General features: G+C 59.6%; 13 protein-coding genes and 1 pseudogene. 4 read left to right on the top strand and 10 right to left on the bottom strand.

Translation table 11 applies throughout. The features are described from left to right. Positions 1–5: 5 nt before the first annotated feature. The 7 genes from ACE10X_RS11605 to ACE10X_RS11635 all read right to left on the bottom strand — a co-directional run bounded on the left by ACE10X_RS11605 (position 6) and on the right by ACE10X_RS11635 (position 10,111). The gene (locus ACE10X_RS11605; protein WP_240536984.1) at positions 6–1,247 is read right to left on the bottom strand and encodes an MFS transporter; all 1,242 of its coding nucleotides are present in this window, start codon (positions 1,245–1,247) and stop codon (positions 6–8) included. Then, positions 1,244–2,185, bottom strand: a complete 942-nt coding sequence (locus tag ACE10X_RS11610) for a sulfotransferase (RefSeq protein ID WP_253592503.1) — start codon at positions 2,183–2,185, stop codon at positions 1,244–1,246. The genes ACE10X_RS11605 and ACE10X_RS11610 overlap by 4 nt, the downstream gene beginning before the upstream one ends. A gap of 29 nt (positions 2,186–2,214) precedes the next feature. Further along, the gene (locus ACE10X_RS11615) at positions 2,215–3,525 is read right to left on the bottom strand and encodes an aminotransferase class III-fold pyridoxal phosphate-dependent enzyme (RefSeq protein WP_196238238.1); all 1,311 of its coding nucleotides are present in this window, start codon (positions 3,523–3,525) and stop codon (positions 2,215–2,217) included. Between the two features lie 28 nt (positions 3,526–3,553). Continuing rightward, complete coding sequence (locus tag ACE10X_RS11620) at positions 3,554–5,068, bottom strand: FAD-dependent oxidoreductase (RefSeq protein ID WP_080583617.1); 1,515 nt, start codon at positions 5,066–5,068, stop codon at positions 3,554–3,556. Between the two features lie 1,246 nt (positions 5,069–6,314). Further along, on the bottom strand, positions 6,315–6,479 hold the full coding sequence (locus tag ACE10X_RS11625; RefSeq protein WP_253592502.1) for a hypothetical protein: 165 nt from the start codon (positions 6,477–6,479) through the stop codon (positions 6,315–6,317). Positions 6,480–7,626: 1,147 nt separating this feature from the next. Then, positions 7,627–8,745, bottom strand: a complete 1,119-nt coding sequence (locus tag ACE10X_RS11630; RefSeq protein ID WP_026192388.1) for a branched-chain amino acid ABC transporter substrate-binding protein — start codon at positions 8,743–8,745, stop codon at positions 7,627–7,629. Between the two features lie 301 nt (positions 8,746–9,046). Further along, positions 9,047–10,111, bottom strand: coding sequence for an IS630 family transposase (locus ACE10X_RS11635; protein WP_038380919.1), 1,065 nt, complete (start codon positions 10,109–10,111; stop codon positions 9,047–9,049). A gap of 1,165 nt (positions 10,112–11,276) precedes the next feature. On the opposite strand from ACE10X_RS11635, the gene ACE10X_RS11640 reads away from it, so the two are divergent. Then, entirely contained in the window at positions 11,277–12,341 is a 1,065-nt protein-coding gene (locus ACE10X_RS11640) for an IS630 family transposase (protein ID WP_038380919.1), read from the top strand. A 10-nt stretch (positions 12,342–12,351) separates the two neighbouring features. Here ACE10X_RS11640 and ACE10X_RS11645 read toward each other — a convergent pair. Then, positions 12,352–13,881, bottom strand: a pseudogene (locus ACE10X_RS11645) (MFS transporter); the annotation flags it as partial. A 977-nt stretch (positions 13,882–14,858) separates the two neighbouring features. On the opposite strand from ACE10X_RS11645, the gene ACE10X_RS11650 reads away from it, so the two are divergent. Together ACE10X_RS11650 and ACE10X_RS11655 are read left to right on the top strand one after the other, a co-directional pair. Then, a complete protein-coding gene (locus ACE10X_RS11650; protein ID WP_016842074.1) occupies positions 14,859–15,122 on the top strand; it encodes a Flp family type IVb pilin in 264 nt (87 codons plus the stop codon). 167 nt (positions 15,123–15,289) lie between these two features. Further along, positions 15,290–15,871 carry an NYN domain-containing protein gene (locus ACE10X_RS11655; protein ID WP_016842073.1) on the top strand — a complete coding sequence of 194 codons (582 nt, stop codon included), beginning with the start codon at positions 15,290–15,292 and terminating at the stop codon, positions 15,869–15,871. A 700-nt stretch (positions 15,872–16,571) separates the two neighbouring features. Here ACE10X_RS11655 and ACE10X_RS11660 read toward each other — a convergent pair. Both ACE10X_RS11660 and ACE10X_RS11665 read right to left on the bottom strand, forming a co-directional pair. Next, positions 16,572–16,925 carry a hypothetical protein gene (locus ACE10X_RS11660; RefSeq protein ID WP_016842072.1) on the bottom strand — a complete coding sequence of 118 codons (354 nt, stop codon included), beginning with the start codon at positions 16,923–16,925 and terminating at the stop codon, positions 16,572–16,574. Positions 16,926–17,431: 506 nt separating this feature from the next. Then, entirely contained in the window at positions 17,432–17,593 is a 162-nt protein-coding gene (locus ACE10X_RS11665) for a Dabb family protein (RefSeq protein ID WP_016842070.1), read from the bottom strand. A gap of 579 nt (positions 17,594–18,172) precedes the next feature. Here ACE10X_RS11665 and ACE10X_RS11670 point away from each other — a divergent pair. Next, positions 18,173–19,315, top strand: a complete 1,143-nt coding sequence (locus tag ACE10X_RS11670; protein ID WP_016842069.1) for an 8-amino-7-oxononanoate synthase — start codon at positions 18,173–18,175, stop codon at positions 19,313–19,315. The last annotated feature ends 267 nt before the right edge of the window (positions 19,316–19,582 follow it).

Consider the following 19,582-nt stretch of genomic DNA (forward strand, 5'->3'; position numbering starts at 1 on the left):
CGCGGTCATAGACGCAAGCTGCGCGCCTGGCGCAGCGGCCAAATCCACACTATGGAGGCCATGCCAAGCACGCTGCTCGCGAGCAACGTGGTGCGCAGGCTCGTCGCAGCAGCGACCGCGCCGCCGGCGAGCGCCCCCAATGAGGCCAGTCCCCACACCACGCTGCGGATACTCGCATTGATCCGGCCCTGTAAGTGCGGCGGGGCCAACGCATATCGAATGGGAACCTGCTGCACGTTGTAGATCCCTTGGCCGATCCACAGCATGAATTGAGAGAGGGTCACGCATGCCACTGCGGCCCACCAGGGCTGGGTGAGCAGGGCCGCCAAGCTCATTCCGCCGGCGCTCACCGCCAAACCGATCATTAAAGTTGGGCCGAGGCCGATCGCCCGGCCCACCCGCGGTGAGCTAGCCGCACCGACCACACCGCCAAGCGCACCGATGCCGAGCGCCATGCCGACGAGCCGGCTGTCAAACCCGAGATCCTTGGTCAAATGCAGCAGAAACGCCGCAGAATACGCGTTGTGCCAAAAGATGAATGTGCCGCTCGCCAACGTGACTGCCCGCAAAACCGGATTGCCGAACAGGCTTACCAAACCCTCGGCGACTTGGCCGAGCACTGCTCTCGGCGCGGCCTCCGAGCACCCAGCGTTACGCAGGGGCACCAGAGACAGCAACGCGGCGGCAAGCAAAAATGAAATCGAGTCCGCCAGTATTGCGGTCGGGGCAGAGAATTCGTTGACGAGCCAACCGGCCAGGAACGGACCTGCTGCCATCGCGCCCGCTTGGCTGAGCTCCAATGAACTCTGTGCCCGAACCAGCTGTGAGCGATCTAGCAGGGTGGGTATGCACGCCAGATAAGCCACGTCAGCGATCACTGCGGCAACCCCAACCAGCATGCTCGTCGTGTACAACTGAACCAGTCCAAGATGTCCAAGGTTGGCGAACAAGGGAATTGTGGCCAGCGTCGCCGCCATCACCAGATTGGCGGTCAAAAGGATCCGCCGATGCGGGAGGCGGTCCACGACGACCCCGGCGAACAGACTCACCACCAGGTACGGCGCTCGACCGCAGGCCAACAGCAGCCCCGTTTGCGCCGGTCCCGCGTCCAGCAACGTGATTGCGGTTAGCGGCAGCGCCAGCAAGGTTACATTAGAGCCCAGCAGCGAAATGGTCTGGCCGACGAGCAGCGCAAGATAGCTTCGTGGCAGTCCACGAGGCGCGGCGGAACAGCGCGGGCGGCTCACGCGTCGCCAGACAGGCGGGGAGCCGACAGATACCCAAGTCGGCTCAGCTCACTTTCGGCGATCTGCTCGAATTCCTCGATCTGGGCTCGCGTCAGATCTTGGACGTAACGACCGATCCTGCCTCGGTGCAGCGGCTTCCCCGCAGCCTCGGCGGCCGGATGGCCGTGCGGTTGTTCGAACAATACGTGCTCGTATTCAGCGTGACGCAGCACGGCCTCATCCCAAGGCAAGCCGAGGTGATCCAGGATTCGGGCCAGGGTGGGACGGGGACTGCCTACAAGATCCTCGTAACGCACCTCGAGATAGCGGCCAGGCGGCGCGATTTTATGTGGCTGGGATACCACTTCCAGCCAACCGCGCGCGGCGTCGGCAACAGTTCGGTATCCCCAATCAGGGACGGTTTTCAGATGAGAGGCGGCAACGTCGCGGCCGTCCCGCACGATATGCACGAAATGTGCGCGCGGCCACTGCCGGGCGAAGGCGTCGGTGTGGGCAATCTTGCGCTGCAGTTTCAAGCCCCAGCGCCGGGCCCCACTACGAGCTCGGCGCAACTCGCCCATCTCGTTGATAAGGCGGCATCGGGCGGCGAACGAAACAATGTCGTCCCCCATCTCGACCATCACCTTGCTGACCAACCCACGCATATCATCGAAGTCGAGGCCGAACCGGCGGCACTGGACCACAAAATGCACCCCGTCATACCAAAACGGATCGACCGTGTTTTTGGTCATGCCCACGACACGGGAATCGCCGGCCGCCAGCAGGTCGATCGCGCTCAAGATGTGCGGACCGAGATTGGGCGGTTCGAGGAAGTCGATCTCCGGACCGGCTACCAGATCCAGATGCGAATCGAGCACGATGCTCAGCAATGTGGTGCCAGAGCGGTTCTCGCCGCCGAGCAGCACCGGCGATGTGGAAAATGGATTGGGCAGCGGCATGGGTGTGTTCTCGGTTGGAAAATGCCTGCTCATCCGCAGACGGGTCCGGTGAACCAGCGCCTGACCGCTCCCGGGGTGGCCACGAAATGATCCCTGGCGAACCGTACAGCGGCGGCGACTGGATCCCCGTCGCCGCCGGTGCTCTCCATACGGGACAGAGCCGCCGGCAGGGCCTCTCCAGCGGCCTCGACAGCCGCCTGCACATCGGCGTCGGATACCGCCGCCGATGGCATGAAGCGGCCACCGTACTGCATGAGGAAACCCCGGGCCCACATCTCCTGGAAAAAGGCGTGGCCAAGTTCGGGGTTGGCAAATACGACATCGAACATAGTCGGCCAGGCGAATGCCCATGCCGCGACCTGCTGTCTGACGAAGACCTCGTTGAGCCCCTTGATCAGTTGCTTGCCAACCTCGCGCATCCGAGCCAGCAAGATCCCGTCGCGCAGCGCGTGTAGGGTGCTCAGTGCGGCCGCAAACGGGGTAACCTCGCGCTGGTAGGTATTGCCCAGGTATGTCTTCTCGGCGGCGGCTAGTACGTCCGCGCGACCCGCGACTGCGGATAACGCCATTCCATTGGCCAGTCCTTTGCTCAGCGTGATCAGATCGGGCGTGAGGCCGACCGCTACGTGGTAGCCGCCAATGCCATAGCGGAATCCGGTCATCACCTCATCAAGGATGAGCAAGGCGCCGTGCCGATGCACCAGCCTCTGTAGTTCCTGATGGTATTCGGGCGGGAAGAAGTTGACCTCGGGGGTGACGATCACCGCGGCGACGCGCTGGACGCTTGCCAACTCGTCGAGCAAGTCCAGGTTGTAGCGGAAATCCACGCTGTCTCGGTCCCGATTGGGTAGCCCCATCTCTGGTCGGTCCTGCAACTGCCAATCGTGCCAGCCATGATATCCGCTGGTAAGCACATGGTTCAGCCCTGTGAATGCGCGGGCAAGGCGGACGGCGGCGGTAGTCGCACACGATCCCGTGCGGAAGAAAATTGAGCGTTCCGCCACCGGGAAGATCTCCGCCAACCGTTCGGCCAGTTCAACCCGGTGCACGGATAGCGGCCCGGGCAATACGCCGCCGGTGCGGCGCATCTCGGCGACGGCGTGCGCCAAGACCGGCTCGTATCCGGCTCCGAGCGGCGCGGCACCACTACAGGAAGTGAAATCGACATATTGCCGTCCATTGATGTCCCATGCATGCGCACCCGAAGCGCGCGTCATGACGACCGGAAAGCGCCTGTTGAGATCCCATTTTTCCGACGCGGTGACGCGCAATGCGCGGCGCAGTGCTGATCTGTGCGCGTCGGTCGCGGCCACGGTTGCAGTCGGGGTGGCGATCGACATCAGCCGTCTCCGTTTGATAATCATGCCCTTAGGTGAGCTGCGTGATTATTCTTCGAGCGATCCGCAGGGCGTTCGCCTGAATGGTGAATGTCGGATTGACGCCTCCGGAATAGGGAAAGAAGCCGCCATCCGCGACATAGAGATTGTCGATGTCATGCACCCGGCCCCAGCGGTCGACCACGGATTGTGTCGGGTCGACGCCGGCACGGCAGCCGCCATGCAGATGTCCGCTGCCGAACTGATAGTTGGAATCCTGAAAATCGACTTGTTTCACGCCGGCCTCCGCCAGCAAGTTCGACGCGCGTCGGCACAAATAGCCTAATCGGCGTTTGTCCAGCGGATGGGTACAGTAATCGAGAATGATCTTCGGCAAACCCAGCCGATCCAGGCTGGTAGCCAGTCGGACCGCATTGCTGTGCATGGGTTGGTCGGCCGCCAGGAAATGCAACCGTAGTGTTATCTTTCCGTCGTGGTCCGTGCGCTCAACCCGACTTGCTTCGTAGATCATTCCGCCGAGCCCCGAAGGAGCCTCCTCGTCCAGGTAGTGATCAGAGATCGCAACGGTGGAGAATGGGCCACCGGGCGGGCGCGCGGACATCGGATCTATTGCGATGCTACCGGACACGTAGCCGCTGATTTTGAACGAGATGCCACTGCCGACCATGCCGGAGGCGTTGCCGATGCCGTTGGGCGCTGCCCGCTGAGCCGATCTTAGCAGTAGCGCGGCAGACTGCACTGCATTTCCGGCGAGTACCACGCAGCGGGTGCGGACCCGCGCACGTTGTCGGCTGAGGGTGTCCAGCCATTCCACCGAATCCGCGCGGCTGACGTTGGCCAGATCGATGCGTACAGCCTTGCTGCCGACTGCAACCGTCAGCGCGCCGGGCGGCAGGGCGACATCTGTGAACGGCGAACGTGCGTCGGCCCTCGCGCCGGTAGGACACGAGTGTTCGTTGCAAGGTCCGTCGCAATCACAGGCTGGCCGGCCGCGATAGGGTACGGAGTTGATTGCCAACGGGGTGGGAAAAGGCAGCTGGCCTAAGCGTCCGCCGGCATCGGCGATCAACCGCCCCTTCGCGCTGTAATCATGCGGGGGCAGAACGGGAGGATCGCTCGGTGGTTCGAATGGGTCCGCTCCGGCTAGGCGGGCCACTCCCATGCGCCGTTCTAGCTCCTCGTAAAACGGGCGTAGTTCGGCGTAGTTGATCGGCCAGGTAGGGTCAAGCGCGTCTCCGGCTACATGCGCTCGCGCATCGAAATCGATGGTCCGATAGCGGAAGGCTATTCCGGCATACAAAGTCATTCCGCCGCCGAGCGCGCGCACAGTCCAGGGACGTCCAAACGACGTCAACGTACCTGCCGCAGACCTTACTAGGGCGGTATCCATACCATCTTGGACGCTCGCCAGCGAGGCGCCGGGGGGAAGCGCCCGACCTTCCTCGAGAAGGAGCACTCGCAAACCGTGTTGGGCGATCTCGTAGGCCACGGTCGAGCCGCTGGCACCACTCCCGACAACGCATACATCAACGATATCGGCCGTCACTATCCCACCTCTGGCAACAAATATCGACGATGCGCAATCAGAGCCCTATTGATCAGTGACCGGCTGTCCCAGATAACTGCCATAGCCAACGATGAACGCACGGCATTGCACGATTGCCCCAGACTATACAGTGCGGCTTGGCTCGGTTGCCAATGATCATCTGCCGGGTATCATCTGCCAAGTATCATCGCGAACGACCGAGAGATCGTACAATGTGACGCTACGTACGATTCAAGGCCGTCCAAGCCACTACCGCGTAAATATTACAGATGGTTAGGTCGGGCGGTTGTCCGATCCACCTAACCTGTGTAGCTGACGTGGGTGAGCAAACGTGTCTGCACGATTTGCGGGCGCTCGCGAGCTACTTGGGTTAAGCGTCACAAAGGCCATGCGGGCAGCATTTCGAAGGCCACCAGGACTGTTGTCTCCTAAACTTCTAGCAATCATCAGACGGGGGTTAGCTGGAACAGCAAAGCTGCGCATTTATCGGAAAAAAGCCCGGCCTCATTCGAGGGCCGGGCGGAAGTCAGTCTGGGCGAACGAGGCTGCTAAGCGTCGCGCCAGCTCGCGTCGACAGAGGGAGGGCTGCCGACGGTTATTTGCGGTGATGCATTCACCGCAAATTTCTAATCACAAAAGGATTGATGTCGGTCTGGCGTTGTTTCCTTTTTTACCAAGGCGATACTCACCAATGCGCCGACAGCCCGGGATCATCTATCCTCGACGCCACTCATCTTATCGATATGTTCTTGACGATCCTCGTAAAGCAAAGTCGACCGCTTAGGTGTCGTTGTCGCGCCTCTGGCGGAGGAGCCCCGCTGGCTTGTCCGAGGCCCCTCGCGTCCTGCTTTGAGATGCTACAACGTGACGCTAGGTACGAATCAAGTTGTTTGAGCTGCGGCGCGCGCCATTAAAATCTGAACTCCGATTTCTAACAGGCAGCTAATCAATCCGCGAGCTGCCGCAACAGTGCATGCCATATTCTGCTTATGTGCCTGTGCTTGTACCACGTGAGCGCTTGGAGATTTTACCAGCGCGGTTTGTGGAGTCTCCGCACAGATCACTGCAGCGACGAAGCTTTGCGACCGCAGGTTAGGTCGCGCACGCTGTAATCACGCTCAAGTGGTTCCAGAAAGCACAGCCGAGCGAACGCGGCTGCAGGTCGAATAGCGTCGGTACGGATCGGAACTGGCGTGCGCTTGTTGATTTGCTTGTACGAAGAATACGAAGCGGCGGCCAAAGAAATTCAGCGCAGGAAGCATGAGCGCGGAATTCCCCCAGTAATTCGATCTCGCAGAAAATCAACAGCATGACCGTTCCATTCAATGAGCTCCCTACGCCTAAGCTCCGGGATCGTCCGATTCGCTTGCGCAGTCGAGAGGCCGCATGCATCGGCGACGTCTTGCTGCATGACGGGGACATGAAGACGACCATTGTCCAGCAGCCCACGAGCTCAAGCCGCGCAGATAAGAAAGGGAGGCGGCGCTTCTGCTCGATCGTGTTGGCCGTCATGCCCGCCAAGATTCTGTACGGAATGCTCGGATCTGTGACCGCAATGGCACACTGAGCCGAGGTAGCGAGATCGTCCGACCGCAGCGTACCGTGTTTAACGGCGTAAAAATACGGGACTCCAGTACAATCCAAGCGAAGGATGTGCTTGAGCCGTCGCTCGTGATCACCTACTCGAAATGAGGTCCAGCATGAGCCATGCGGCCGGGGACCGCTCCGAAGTGTCGATAGTGACAGAAAAAGAACGAGAGTTGGCGCGGTGCAGGCAGGAAATAGCGCGTCTCAAGAATCTGGTAGTGCAGCTTTCTCAGCTCGTCTTGCGGCACGTCGCGGAAAGTAGCGAGGACCGGAAGCCGCAATCCAGGTGAATCGCTTGGGCGTGTGATCATATGTGACAGAGGACGGCAACTAGACGATTTCCGCTGTGATCCGCAGCGCGGCGGCCCCAGGGGGAGGGGGAGCGGCCCCGCCTTGTTTCCCCGAGGCGGGGCCGCTCAATTTCCGGTCGAACTTTTTCGTGGAACGAAGCGCCCGAGCTAATGCGCGTCGCGTGGCCTGATAGCCGAAACTCTCCATAAGCCGAAACCGGTGACTACAGTCCGGCGAAGGGACGCCTTATTCGTGCCGCCGCTAAACGTCTGCGTTGGGCCAAGTCATCAGCTTCAATTGAGTCCGGCCCGTGAGGCGTCGAACCGGTGCAGGTTGTGCATCGATCGGAAACTAGATCCAAACTGCGCATATGCGCGGCGCTCGCTTTAGACCGATGGCGGTTTGCGGACACCGAGCTGCTCGATGACGCGCTTTGATATGTCTGCTGGATCGCCAACCCCGCTTGTGCCAATCTCGATGACCTTCTTTGCGACGATTTCGGCGATAGGGTCGTCTCGATCAACCAAGCGGAGCGAGCGCATTGTCCGAGCATACGCTGACCGCAGACATTCAATTTGTTCCGGCGGCAGCTTGCTGCCTTGGAGCAATCGATCGATCGAGATTGATCCCCGTCCTACCTCCATGGGGACGCTAACTTTGATATCTTGCACTAAGATACGTCAGAACGCGGTCGGGTTAGTCTCGCTATAGCCACCTTTGTCGTCCCACCTATAAACGACGTAGTCGAGCTGCTTGATGTCGCCCTTGGCGTCGTATTGCAGTGTGCCGATCACAGTGTCCCAAGAGCCCGCTTTAATCGTGTCCATCACCTGTTTCGGATCTACGGTGCCAACTTTCGTTGCGGCTTGCGTCCAGACCTGCACCGCAGCGTAGGTATATAGCGTGTAGCCCTCGGGGTCGATATTCTTGGCTCTGAACTTATCGACGATCGCAGCCGCCGTCGTCTTCTTGCGTGGGTCGGGCCCGAAAGTGAAGAGCGTACCTGCTCCAGCTGCGCCGGTAATCGAAGCATATTCCTTATCAGCCAACGCGTCACCCGACATCAGGACGGTCTTGAGGCCCTGATCGCGCATCTGGCGCAAGATAAGGCCCGCTTCTTGGTGATAGCCGCCGACATAGACGAGGTCGATATTGTCACGCTTCAGTCGCGAGACAATCGCATTGAAATCCTTGTCGCCCTTATTGTAGGACTCGTACATCTTTTCAATGACACCGGCCTTATTGAGTGCCTTCTTCGTCTCGTCGGCAAGTCCCTTTCCATACGTTGTCTTGTCATTCAGAATCGCGATGTTCTTGCCGTTGAATTGCTTCGCGATATACTGGGCGGCAACCTGGCCCTGCTGGTCGTCACGGCCGCAGACGCGCGCCACGTTCCATAGCTTGCGTTCGGTGAATAGCGGGTTGGTCGAAGCCGGCGTGATCTGCAGCACACCGCCATCCGCATAGGCTTCCGAGGCCGGGATCGATGACGAAGAGCAAAAGTGCCCAGCAACGAACGGGATCCTGGCGGCAGCGACCTTTTCCGCTACCGATCGCGCCTGCTTGGGATCGCAGGCATCGTCCTCGATGTCGAGGGCTAGCTTCTTGCCGAGTACGCCGCCGGAAGCGTTGATCTGCTCCACCGCCATCTCGGCGCCGTTCTTCATTTGCCGACCGAAGGCGGACTCGCCCCCGGTTATCGGTCCAGCGACGGCGATGGTGATTTCCTCAGCCAATGCCGCGGTGAATAGCACAATCGATGCTCCAAGTGCAAAGCCGATTAGCTTAAGTGATTTCATGGGGAGTCCTCACAGGGGTGAACGCGGCGGCGAGCAAGCTTGAGCAGAGCAAGGCGACCGCGCGGCGGTCAGTGGCAGGAAGCAGCCCGAGATAAAGTGACGGTCGCGCATCGAACCGTTCGATTGCGCCGCTATGTGAGAGCAGGAGTCTACCTTGACTTGATGAGACAACGGTTCGTACTGCAGGAATATACAACGGTTCGGGAGCTATCGGCAGACAGCCCATCGCTGCGCGTCCAATCTCATACCGCCCGCTAGCTCAACGAACAGGGCTATCTTAGTTGGAGACTAGTACCCGGAATCAGAGCTGAGTGATACGGCGGCCTTTGAAACGGCGTTGACGGACCTTTTTCTTGGTCCAGACGAAGGGCTCGGCTTTGTCGTTGTACGCGTTGACGTAGGCATCGATGTGGTCCTGAAGCTGCTTGAGGCTTGTGAAGGAGGTGCCGCTGAGCGACTGCCCCTGCAAGATCGAAAACCATACCTCGACCTGATTGAGCCAGGACGCACTTGTCGGCGTGAAATGAAATTGCACGTTGGGGTGGGCCTTGAGCCAGTCCTCGTTCTTCTTGTGGGTGTTAAGGTTGTCGAGGATGACGTGAAGCTGGCGGCTCGGAAAGGCCGCGGTGAGGCTGTTCATGAAATCGAGAAACTCGACGCGGCGACGGCGTTTTGAATGCGTTGCGATGATCTTTCCGGTGGCGACTTCGAGCGCCGCAAACAATGTTGTGGTGCCATGCCGCTTGTAATCGTGGCTCTGGCCGGTCAAGGCGCGGCCATTGGGCAACTTCAGATAACCCTGCGCTCGCTCCAAAGCCTGGATCGAAGGCTTCTCGTCCACGCATAGCACAATGGCCTTCGCCGGCGGGGCGACGTAGAGGCCGACAACATCGGCGGCCTTGGCCGTAAAGTTCGGGTCGTTGCTCTCGCACCAGGACTTGCGAGCCGCGAGGTCAATCTTGTGGCTGCGCAGGAACCGCCAGACATATTGGACGTCAACATCGCCCAGCGCTCCGGCCAGCAGAGGACCGGTCCAGCGCGCAAACCCGTGCGGCGGCGGCTTATCCAACAGCTTCAGAATCCGCTTGTCGGTCGTCTTCGTATAGATCGGCTGCTTGCCCGGTCGCGGCTTGTCTTGCAGCCCTTCAAGGCCATGGTCGGCATAGCGATGCCGCCAAAGGCTGACAATCCGCGGCTGGACCCCAACTTCCTTGGCGATCGACCGGGTGCTGCGCCCGTCCGCCGCCAACAAGACTATCCGCGCCCGCTTCAAATCGCGCTGCAATGTCATCGGTGAGCGACAACACGCCTCTAGCACCTTGCGATCTTGCCTCGAAAGGCGGACTTCTCTTGCTTCGGGTATCATCCCGACCTTGAATCACGACTCACGTTCCAAGAAAAGTGGGTACTAGCTGAATCGGGTGTTTATGAAAGAGATAGATCGGTCCGTAACGTACAGGCTCGTCGCGTCAGAAGCGTCGTCGCTTGAGCCACGCGGTCGATCGAGCCGAAACGAGAGACGGTCGTTCAGCTCGTGCGCGATCATCGTCTTTCGAGACGCAGAAACACTTGATGCTCGACGGCGTGATCGCCTTGATAACACGCGCAAGGCAACCAGCGCGGTTTCAAATGAAGGCAAAGACGAGCAGGCTCGAGCAGAGTAGTGCGAAGCTGGTCGCGGTCAGCACAAGGAGGCTACCGGAGACAAGATCATGATTGCCCATGAAGCGCACCCTCGATTGCAGCTAAGGAGAGACGCGCAGCAGCAGCTCGTCTCTTTGAGCTTCGACAGCAAATTATGCGATTCTGGTTGCGCTATTTCCGCGTCGTCCGGGTGAATGCTGCATTTTTGCGGCATCATTCAGCGGTATTCTGTTGAAGTTCGGCGTAAGAAGTGGGGCGGATGGAGGCTCGAAACGTCAGAAATAGACAGCTCTTATGCGGCGAGCGTCGAATGGTGATTTGGCGCCCGGGGCGAAGCTGAGGGCCCACCATCCAAGGAAGCGCCGCCGACGGCAGGCGAGCACAACGTATTGCTAGACTAGCTTGGTGACGCGACCATCGGGAGATGTACGGCTGGCCAACAGCAAAGCCACCGTACGCGAGTAGGCGCGTCGAACAAGAGCTTACAAAGCCCGAGCGTTTCATTGCGCTTGACGGAAATCGTCGCGCGATTATCGCTTAGTCGGCCTGACGCCTTCGTCGATTTTCGCGAGGGCAAGGCAAGGAGCGTCCAGCTAGGCGCCTTTCGTGTGATGAAGTGTTGATTGCTGCGTTCCGGCCCCTGCCAGCAGGCTGGGTCACTTGATTGGGCGGAGTGGCCGGCTACGTAATGCCTTCGTCGGGGTTGCGATCTCCCCTCGCATTTCGCCAGCTGCGTACTCGGTCGCATCGTCGTTCGAGTGTACCGAGCCGAACGGCCTTTCCAGCATACGACGGACCCGTATCGGCGCGGGGCCGACGTGGAAATGAATTGCCCGCTGCTCTAGTACCCACTTTTCTTGGAACGTGAGTCGTGATTCAAGGTCGGGATGATACCCGAAGCAAGAGAAGTCCGCCTTTCGAGGCAAGATCGCAAGGTGCTAGAGGCGTGTTGTCGCTCACCGATGACATTGCAGCGCGATTTGAAGCGGGCGCGGATAGTCTTGTTGGCGGCGGACGGGCGCAGCACCCGGTCGATCGCCAAGGAAGTTGGGGTCCAGCCGCGGATTGTCAGCCTTTGGCGGCATCGCTATGCCGACCATGGCCTTGAAGGGCTGCAAGACAAGCCGCGACCGGGCAAGCAGCCGATCTATACGAAGACGACCGACAAGCGGATTCTGAAGCTGTTGGATAAGCCGCCGCCGCACGGGTTTGCGCGCTGGACCGGTCCTCTGCTGGCCGGAGCGCTGGGCGATGTTGACGTCCAATATGTCTGGCGGTTCCTGCGCAGCCACAAGATTGACCTCGCGGCTCGCAAGTCCTGGTGCGAGAGCAACGACCCGAACTTTACGGCCAAGGCCGCCGATGTTGTCGGCCTCTACGTCGCCCCGCCGGCGAAGGCCATTGTGCTATGCGTGGACGAGAAGCCTTCGATCCAGGCTTTGGAGCGAGCGCAGGGTTATCTGAAGTTGCCCAATGGCCGCGCCTTGACCGGCCAGAGCCACGATTACAAGCGGCATGGCACCACAACATTGTTTGCGGCGCTCGAAGTCGCCACCGGAAAGATCATCGCAACGCATTCAAAACGCCGTCGCCGCGTCGAGTTTCTCGATTTCATGAACAGCCTCACCGCGGCCTTTCCGAGCCGCCAGCTTCACGTCATCCTCGACAACCTTAACACCCACAAGAAGAACGAGGACTGGCTCAAGGCCCACCCCAACGTGCAATTTCATTTCACGCCGACAAGTGCGTCCTGGCTCAATCAGGTCGAGGTATGGTTTTCGATCTTGCAGGGGCAGTCGCTCAGCGGCACCTCCTTCACAAGCCTCAAGCAGCTTCAGGACCACATCGATGCCTACGTCAACGCGTACAACGACAAAGCCGAGCCCTTCGTCTGGACCAAGAAAAAGGTCCGTCAACGCCGTTTCAAAGGCCGCCGTATCACTCAGCTCTGATTCCGGGTACTAGTATACGTTCCGACCGCGTCGAGCGGTTCCGCCAACGCAAGTAGTCGAGCCAGGTCGGGCAATGATAGCGCTCGGTCCACATTTCCGGATCGGCAATGTCGCGCGCGATCGACCAGCCGTAGGCGCCGTTGCGCTGGCGAGACAATTGCACATCTTGCATAACACTATGAAACGCTCTGGCATTCTCCTGTGCAACGCGGTATTCGATCTCCACGACGAGCGGGCCGCTGCGTCCGGTCAAGGCGAGCCGTACCTCGGGGTCGGCGAGCGGCTCAGGCTCCTCACCCCGCGCTCCGATGCGGGGCATGGGCAGCCAGCGGCCGATGAGTGGTGAGGCAAGCATTAGGGCGGCCGATACCAGCAGCGCCGTTTCGACGCCGGCCGCGTCGGTCAGACGGCCCCAACCCCAGCTGCCGACGGCAATCCCGCCTGAGCTCGCCGCCTGATAGGCTGCAAGCGAGCGTCCGGCCACCCAGCGCGGCGCCGACAGCTGCACCCCAATGTTGAATACCGCCCACACCATCATCCATACGGCTCCCGCCAGGACGAGCGCCGCCGCGGTCAATACGGGCTCGTGACTGAGCGCAACCGCGGCCATCGCCGCGCCCATGGACAGCGCACAGGCGCGGATCGCGGCCTCGCCGCTCAATCGCTTGCGCAGCTCGGTGATATTCAGTGCACCGACCACCGCACCCAGGCCAAAAGCGCCAAGCATGATGCCGTAGGTCTGCGCGTCGCCATGCAAGAGATCGCGCGCCACCAGCGGCATCAGAGCGGTGATCGCACCGCCAATGATGCCGGTTACCAGGCTACGGATCAGCACAATCTTGATCGACGGCGAATTGCTGATATAGCGTACGCCAGAAACCATCGCGCGGCTCAATCTTTCAGGCGGCAGGCGTGAGGGTGCGCTGATGCGTTTCCAAAGCAACAAAGCGATAATCAGCGGCACATACAGCAACGTGTTGAGCGCGAAAGCGGCCACTGCACCCGCGGTTGCCACCACGACTCCGCCGATTGCCGGACCTATGCTCCGCGCGATATTGTAGCTGATGCCGTTCAGAGCGATCGCCGCAGGCAGCTGTGCTTCCAGGGGAACTTGTTCGCTAACCGACGATTGCCAGGCCGGTCCCATCAACGCCATGCCACTGCCGACAACGAGGCATAGCATGAGCAAGAGGTTTGGGGTGGCCAAGCCAAGCCAGGCAATCACCGTCAACCCGGTCGCTCCGGCGAGCGCCAATCCAATGGAGACCAGCGCCACGATGCGGCGGTCATACATATCCGCGATCGCCCCGGCTGGCATCGAAATCAGCATCACTGGCAGTAACAGCGCGGTCTGCACCAACGCGACTTTGTCGGCCGACGACGTCATCTGCGTCATGGCCCAGGCTGCGCCAACACCTTGAATCAGGATACCGACATTGGACAGGAGGCTCGCGAGCCAGATGCGCCTGAAGGTCGCGTGCCGCAGCGGCGCCGTGATGCCGTCGGCGCTACGTGTCTGGGCTTGAGGTGAATCGGTCATATCAGCTCGTGATAATCTACCATGATTTGATCTTGCTAGGGATCACAAGGGTGTTCCTGGCGCGATATCGCGTCAGATCCTGGCATGGTCGTGAAATGAGATGCTTCGATCGCGTTTGGTTGACAGTGATCTACTGCTTCTGTCGCCTTGCGCCTGATAGCAAAGGCAGCGGCGCAGAAAACAGGAACAGTCACCATCGCCGGTGCTGCAATCTCCTATCGCAGTAGGATCGCTTTCTAATCGTGATCGGATGACTTAAAGCCTGCCTCATACCTATTCGCTCCAGCACGCTGGTTGTATGCTCTTGTTGAGAGGTTGTGCTCGCTGGCAGATGCCCAGTTTTGTACGAGGCGGACAATGCGCGAGACCTCTAAGCGGGACACGGTCTGCATTGCGAGAAGCTGAACTAGCTCCCAGGAACCGCATCTCCATCTCGCGGGATTCTTTTGGGGCGGCGCATCAGTCAGCCTCTAAGAGAGGTCCGCCCGGATGATTTAGACGCGAAATGCCGAGTTCATTGCTGCAGCTGCATCCGCTTTTCGCGAGGGGCTGATGACCGCATTGCTGCGCTAGTGTGCCACGGCGGCATTTAGACCAGGCGCGGGATCTTAGGCTGGGTCATGATGTCAAAACCTGCTCGGGATGGTCAATTCTCGGGTGAAGGTGCACGTGAGACGCTCGGGGGATAGGAAACGAGCTGGTTCGTCCCTTGCGTACTGAGTTCGTTCGAGCGCAGCCGAAGGGAATCGAGGTATTCATTGCCGGCATGGCAGACGGACATGGCAGAGCCGCTCTAGATCATCGGGGACGACAGATGAGCAGTGGAAGAGCGATGCGCAAGCAGGAGACTGTGCGCCTCAAAGCGCATGTCGTGAAGATTTAAGATAACGTCACGTGACATAGCAATAAGGGCTGGGAGTGACCGGAATTGCTACAGCAGAATTCCAGGCCCGGAGGGCGCCAGAAATGACATTGTCATGAGATCATTCGCTTTTCAGCGGTTTTGGCCGAACAAGACTGGGGCGACCTCCATCGAGTACGGTCTGATCGCGGTGGCGGTCTCCGTTGCACTTATCCTTGCGCTCAACGGTCTTCGTGCAAACTATAACGCTGATTGCAGTGCTGTGCCTGCGCGCAGCGTTTCGACCGGCGAGTTCGACAAGATGGATCTCGCACGCGAACCCGGCACAGGCAAGCAACAGAACTTCGAAAAGGCCTCCGCTGGATCCTTGGGCCGATGATGTGAAGTCGATGGAATAAGAAACGCGACCGGTGTTATGAGCTCGATAGAAATCTCGTCCCATGCCATTGGAAGAGGCCCCTTCGCCGCCGACCCTCCAGCTCCTCGTAAGTGGCTAGTTCACAGCCTGCGCGGCCCCGCGCAACCATTCTGCAAGCCGGAGCAGTGATGTCCCGATTCGAAAAGCTTGCCATCTTTATCGACGGTCCCAACCTCCACGCTACCTGCAAGGCGCTTGGTTTCGAGATCGACTACAAGCGCCTGCTTGAGGAGTATCGGAGGGCGGGCCGGTTGCTGCGGGCATTCTACTACACGGCGACTGCCGAGGATCAGGAGTATTCGTCGATCCGTCCGCTCATCGATTGGCTCGACTATAATGGCTACACCGTCGTCACGAAGGCAACCAAGGAATTCCTTGACGCCAGCGGTCGGCGTAAAGTGAAGGGTAACATGAACATCGAGCTTGCGGTCGATGCCATGGAACTCGCGGGGCATATCGACCAGATGATCCTGTTCTCTGGTGACGGCGACCTCCGTTCCTTGGTCGAGGCCGTGCAGCGCCGCGGCGTCAGTGTCACCGTCATCTCCACCAATACGATCCAGCCGCCGATGATCGAAGACGAGCTTCGGCGGCAGGCAGACGACTTTATTGAACTAGCACAGTTGAAGCCGAAATTGGGCCGCGATCCGACCGAACGGCTCGGGCCCGCGACGGGGGCTGGCAAGCGAGAGTCAGCCAGCGCGGAATAGCGCATATGGTGATGCGGGGACGACAAGTGGCCATGATACCCGGCAGTCCCGCCGGCGCCATCCGACAGCACGACCATCACATGATGGCTTGCTCCTGCCAGGGGCGTCTCGCGCCTGTTATGGTGTTCTAGACGCCGATGCCATCCTCTCTCGCAACGGTCGGCTCCAACAGCGCTTGTTGCTTGTAACGCGGTGCGCTCTCGGCAGCGCGACGTCCGGCGTCCTCAGGTGGGTCTGACGATAGCTTCGGCCGCATCTCGCACCGGCTGACACGGTGCGCTGGACCGGTGGTTGGATTGTCGTAGTTCGCTCCCAAGCCGCATCAGGCTGCACCGCAGCCACAGCCCTTCCTGCTTCTCGTGCGTGCTACGCCGAAACAATGTTTCAGCATATGCCCGCATGCGGAATCGGTAAAGCAGTCGGTAGAAATGACTGGCCATATCCTGCTCTTGGTCCATTTCGCCAACGAGAAGCTTTTCATGCCATCATTGTCTTCAGTTAGCGCGATGTTTGAATGCAATTTTGGCCCAGCTCACGCATGAAACCGGCCTTGAAGTGCCTCTCTTGATGAATTTTCATCGCCCGGATCGTGGTTCACGAGATAAAGCCGCAGTGAGCAAATTTGATCTCCGCCATTCAAACTTGGCTATGAGTGAGTCTTGACGACGAAGATCAAGTCGATGTCGTGCAGCACTTAGCGTCATCTACGATCAAATCGCCGTGCTAGGATGCCGCGAGAATTCGTGCAAGCCGCCATAAAAGCATCTAGCAGGATGTGAAGACTTTCAACGTCTGCTAACAACCTATCCGATTCTTCGCGCTCTGTTGTGCCGAGCGCATAAGATGCGCAAAGTCGCCTGGCGTGGTTGACCCTTTCGCGGCCGTTTGCGGCTCGCTTTTCGGCAAACTCAAGCTGCGTGGGATCATGACGGAGCTTGTCCAACTCGCCGAGCAGCAACTTCGTGACCGTTTGTCGCTCATAGTTGGTGATATCCGCGCTGTAGAGCACGCTGAGATAGCGATCGATGTTGGCGCGTGCGACGTACCGGTACATGTCGCCGGTCCCCTGTGTCCGGGGCGGTCCCTAGGTAAGAGCCCATTGTACCGTCCAACGGCATCGAGCACTAGCAATTGTCACTGCTTGCGCCCGCCATTGCGGCACGGCTCGACCGTTGCGTTCGATTATCATGGCGCGGATGGTTCAGAACGTGCCCTTGTGGTGCGCGTCGACGATGATAGCGCGCACGCCCGTTTCGCACGAAACCCGTGCCGGTTTTGAGGTCGATGCACTCCCGGCACCGGCGCGCTTTCTAGCCGTGATCGGCAACCGGGAAGCGGGGCAAAAACAAACACCGCCAGACATCAGGTATCGAATTGCGCCGCTCCGTTGGGTGGCGCAGACTCTTGGCGTCGACCGTCGGGTTAACATCCGCACGTAGGCCATGCGCGGCGGCCAAGCTGGCTCATTCCTTCTTCCGCGGCTAAGCGCGTATCTGTGCGCACATCGTAGTCGGCCGCAAATCGTTTCTCCCGGAGTGGTCGTACCAGCCTGATCGCCTCCTAGCATAGGCCATGCGCTTTACGAGCTCCGACTTCCGTCTCGTTGTCGAATTCGGCATAGACCACGACGTCGATATCGTTGTCGAACTGGTCGATCTTGCGATTGCGAGCGATCTCGAGCCGACGTGCATGTGGGATTGTTGTGAAAACCGGCAGGAGCATGATGGTCCGAAGCTTGTTTGCAAGTCGGTTAGACAATTATCGTTAGGTTGTCACGCCGCAGCGCGTCATGAAGGTCCATGGTTTGAAGCGCTGGAATTGACAATGGTGTCGCGAGTGCTCCGGTACGGAACGTGCGCTCCTGATACGATCAGATCATGCTCCCTGAGCAAACGCGCTCCGATTGTCCGTTTTGTACAAAGTTTGCGCGCGCATGAGGAAGCACAATCTGCCACATAGCTAGATGAGGGCGGAATGGCCCGCACCGCCACTGGTTCACTCTCTCGGCGGACGTTGGGTGAGGGAGCCTGCTTGCAAGTCAAAGATGTACGATTAGTCGCGCCGCTGAGCGATCTTGGTGCGTTTGGTCGCGACGGCCAAAAGCGGGATTCGGCCGAGCAGGAGGCTTGTTCGCCGGAGGGCAGTCCATTACCGATGGACTTTAGGTGCCGTGCTTCTCGGCCAGCGGCGCTTCGATTTGCTTGCAAATTGTCGTGCGTCGATGACATGACTCAAGCTGAGATCCGTGCCACGAAGACTCGGTCGGTAGCGCGCTGCCGCGGGCGGTAGGAAATTCGATCAATGAATACGCCGCTTGATGGCTATGTCTCGGCCCTAAAAGCCTTGAATGAAGACGATCGGCTCCGTGGCCTGAAGCCGCGCAAAGGGACCGATTTTGCTTCAAACGACTATCTGGCGCTGGCGAGTGCGCCCCGTATGAAGAAGGCGTTGTTCACCGCGCTCGATGCCGGAACGCCGATCGGAGCCGGTGGGTCACGGCTCCTGCGCGGAAATTGTGAGGAGCACGAAGCTCTCGAAGCGGATGCGGCGCGGTTCTTCCGAACGGAGACAGCACTGTTCTTCGGCGGCGGTTACATCGCAAATTTTGCCGTTCTGACAACGCTGCCGCAGGAAGGCGATTTGCTTGTTCTCGACGCGCTCGTGCATGCTAGCATTCATGAAGGCGCACGAGCGAGCCGAGCCGAGTTCCGGATAAGCGCCCATAATGACCCCCAGTCGATCGAAGACACGATTGGCGACTGGCGCGCCAGGGGCGGAAAGGGACGCGTCTGGATCGTGGTAGAAAGCCTCTACAGTATGGACGGAGACTTCGCACCGCTTACAGATCTGGTCGCAATCGCCGAGCGCCATGAAGCGTTTCTGGTCGTGGATGAGGCACATGCCACAGGTGTTTACGGCGAGCAGGGACGGGGCCTTACTGCGCCCTATGAAGGGCGCGAAAATCTCTTAGTGATCCACACCTGCGGCAAGGCGCTGGGCGCGGCGGGTGCCCTTGTCACGGCTTCCGGCGTATTGCGCGACTTCATGGTCAATCGGTGCCGTCCATTCATTTTCGCTACCGCTCCGTCACCCCTAATGGCCGTCGCGGTGCGAGAGGCAATCTTAATCCTGCAGGAGGAACCCGACCGGCAACGGCATCTGATCGATTTGATCGACTTTGCACATCGGCAGTTCGCTGTGTGCGGTCGCGCGAGCTCTTCGAATTCACAAATCGTTCCTTATGTTGTGGGCGACAACGCCCGTGCGATGCGGCTCGCTTCTGCGCTACAGGCGCGCGGCTTTGATATCCGCGGGATACGGCCGCCAACGGTGCCTGTGGGAACGGCACGGTTGCGGATCTCGCTGACACTTAACGTCGGGCAAGATGATGTATCCGACATGATCGATGCGTTGGTCGAGGAGACCTGGGGCGACGTGCAGTGAGGCCGCGCAGGATGACCAGGCTGATGTCGGGATCGGCAAAACGGTCTTCACAGGTGCTTGCCGACGCACCCGCTTCGGAATTCAAATTGGCAAGGCGCACCCGCGCAGAGCTACTACAGCTCGTTGGACAAGTTCTCAGGACGTCCATCAATCCTTGAGTGCCAGGCTCGACGGATGTAGGCGACGCGCAGAAGAATATTCTGCGTTCCAGCCCGTGATCGCAACTGTCGCGCGCGCGAAAATTGCCGGTTTATTGCGGATCCAAAG

This window comes from Bradyrhizobium sp. Pha-3, assembly GCF_042258325.1.
GTDB lineage: Bacteria > Pseudomonadota > Alphaproteobacteria > Rhizobiales > Xanthobacteraceae > Bradyrhizobium > Bradyrhizobium elkanii.

Excerpts from the sequence above, each read along its gene's own strand:
- ACE10X_RS11610 (WP_253592503.1), bottom strand. The coding sequence starts at position 2,185 with ATGCCGCTGCCCAATCCATTTTCCACATCGCCGGTGCTGCTCGGCGGC.
- ACE10X_RS11615 (WP_196238238.1), bottom strand. The coding sequence starts at position 3,525 with ATGTCGATCGCCACCCCGACTGCAACCGTGGCCGCGACCGACGCGCAC.
- ACE10X_RS11625 (WP_253592502.1), bottom strand. The coding sequence starts at position 6,479 with ATGCAGCAAGACGTCGCCGATGCATGCGGCCTCTCGACTGCGCAAGCG.
- ACE10X_RS11630 (WP_026192388.1), bottom strand. The coding sequence starts at position 8,745 with ATGAAATCACTTAAGCTAATCGGCTTTGCACTTGGAGCATCGATTGTG.
- ACE10X_RS11635 (WP_038380919.1), bottom strand. The coding sequence starts at position 10,111 with ATGATACCCGAAGCAAGAGAAGTCCGCCTTTCGAGGCAAGATCGCAAG.
- ACE10X_RS11640 (WP_038380919.1), top strand. The coding sequence starts at position 11,277 with ATGATACCCGAAGCAAGAGAAGTCCGCCTTTCGAGGCAAGATCGCAAG.
- ACE10X_RS11650 (WP_016842074.1), top strand. The coding sequence starts at position 14,859 with ATGAGATCATTCGCTTTTCAGCGGTTTTGGCCGAACAAGACTGGGGCG.
- ACE10X_RS11655 (WP_016842073.1), top strand. The coding sequence starts at position 15,290 with ATGTCCCGATTCGAAAAGCTTGCCATCTTTATCGACGGTCCCAACCTC.
- ACE10X_RS11660 (WP_016842072.1), bottom strand. The coding sequence starts at position 16,925 with ATGTACCGGTACGTCGCACGCGCCAACATCGATCGCTATCTCAGCGTG.
- ACE10X_RS11665 (WP_016842070.1), bottom strand. The coding sequence starts at position 17,593 with ATGCTCCTGCCGGTTTTCACAACAATCCCACATGCACGTCGGCTCGAG.
- ACE10X_RS11670 (WP_016842069.1), top strand. The coding sequence starts at position 18,173 with ATGAATACGCCGCTTGATGGCTATGTCTCGGCCCTAAAAGCCTTGAAT.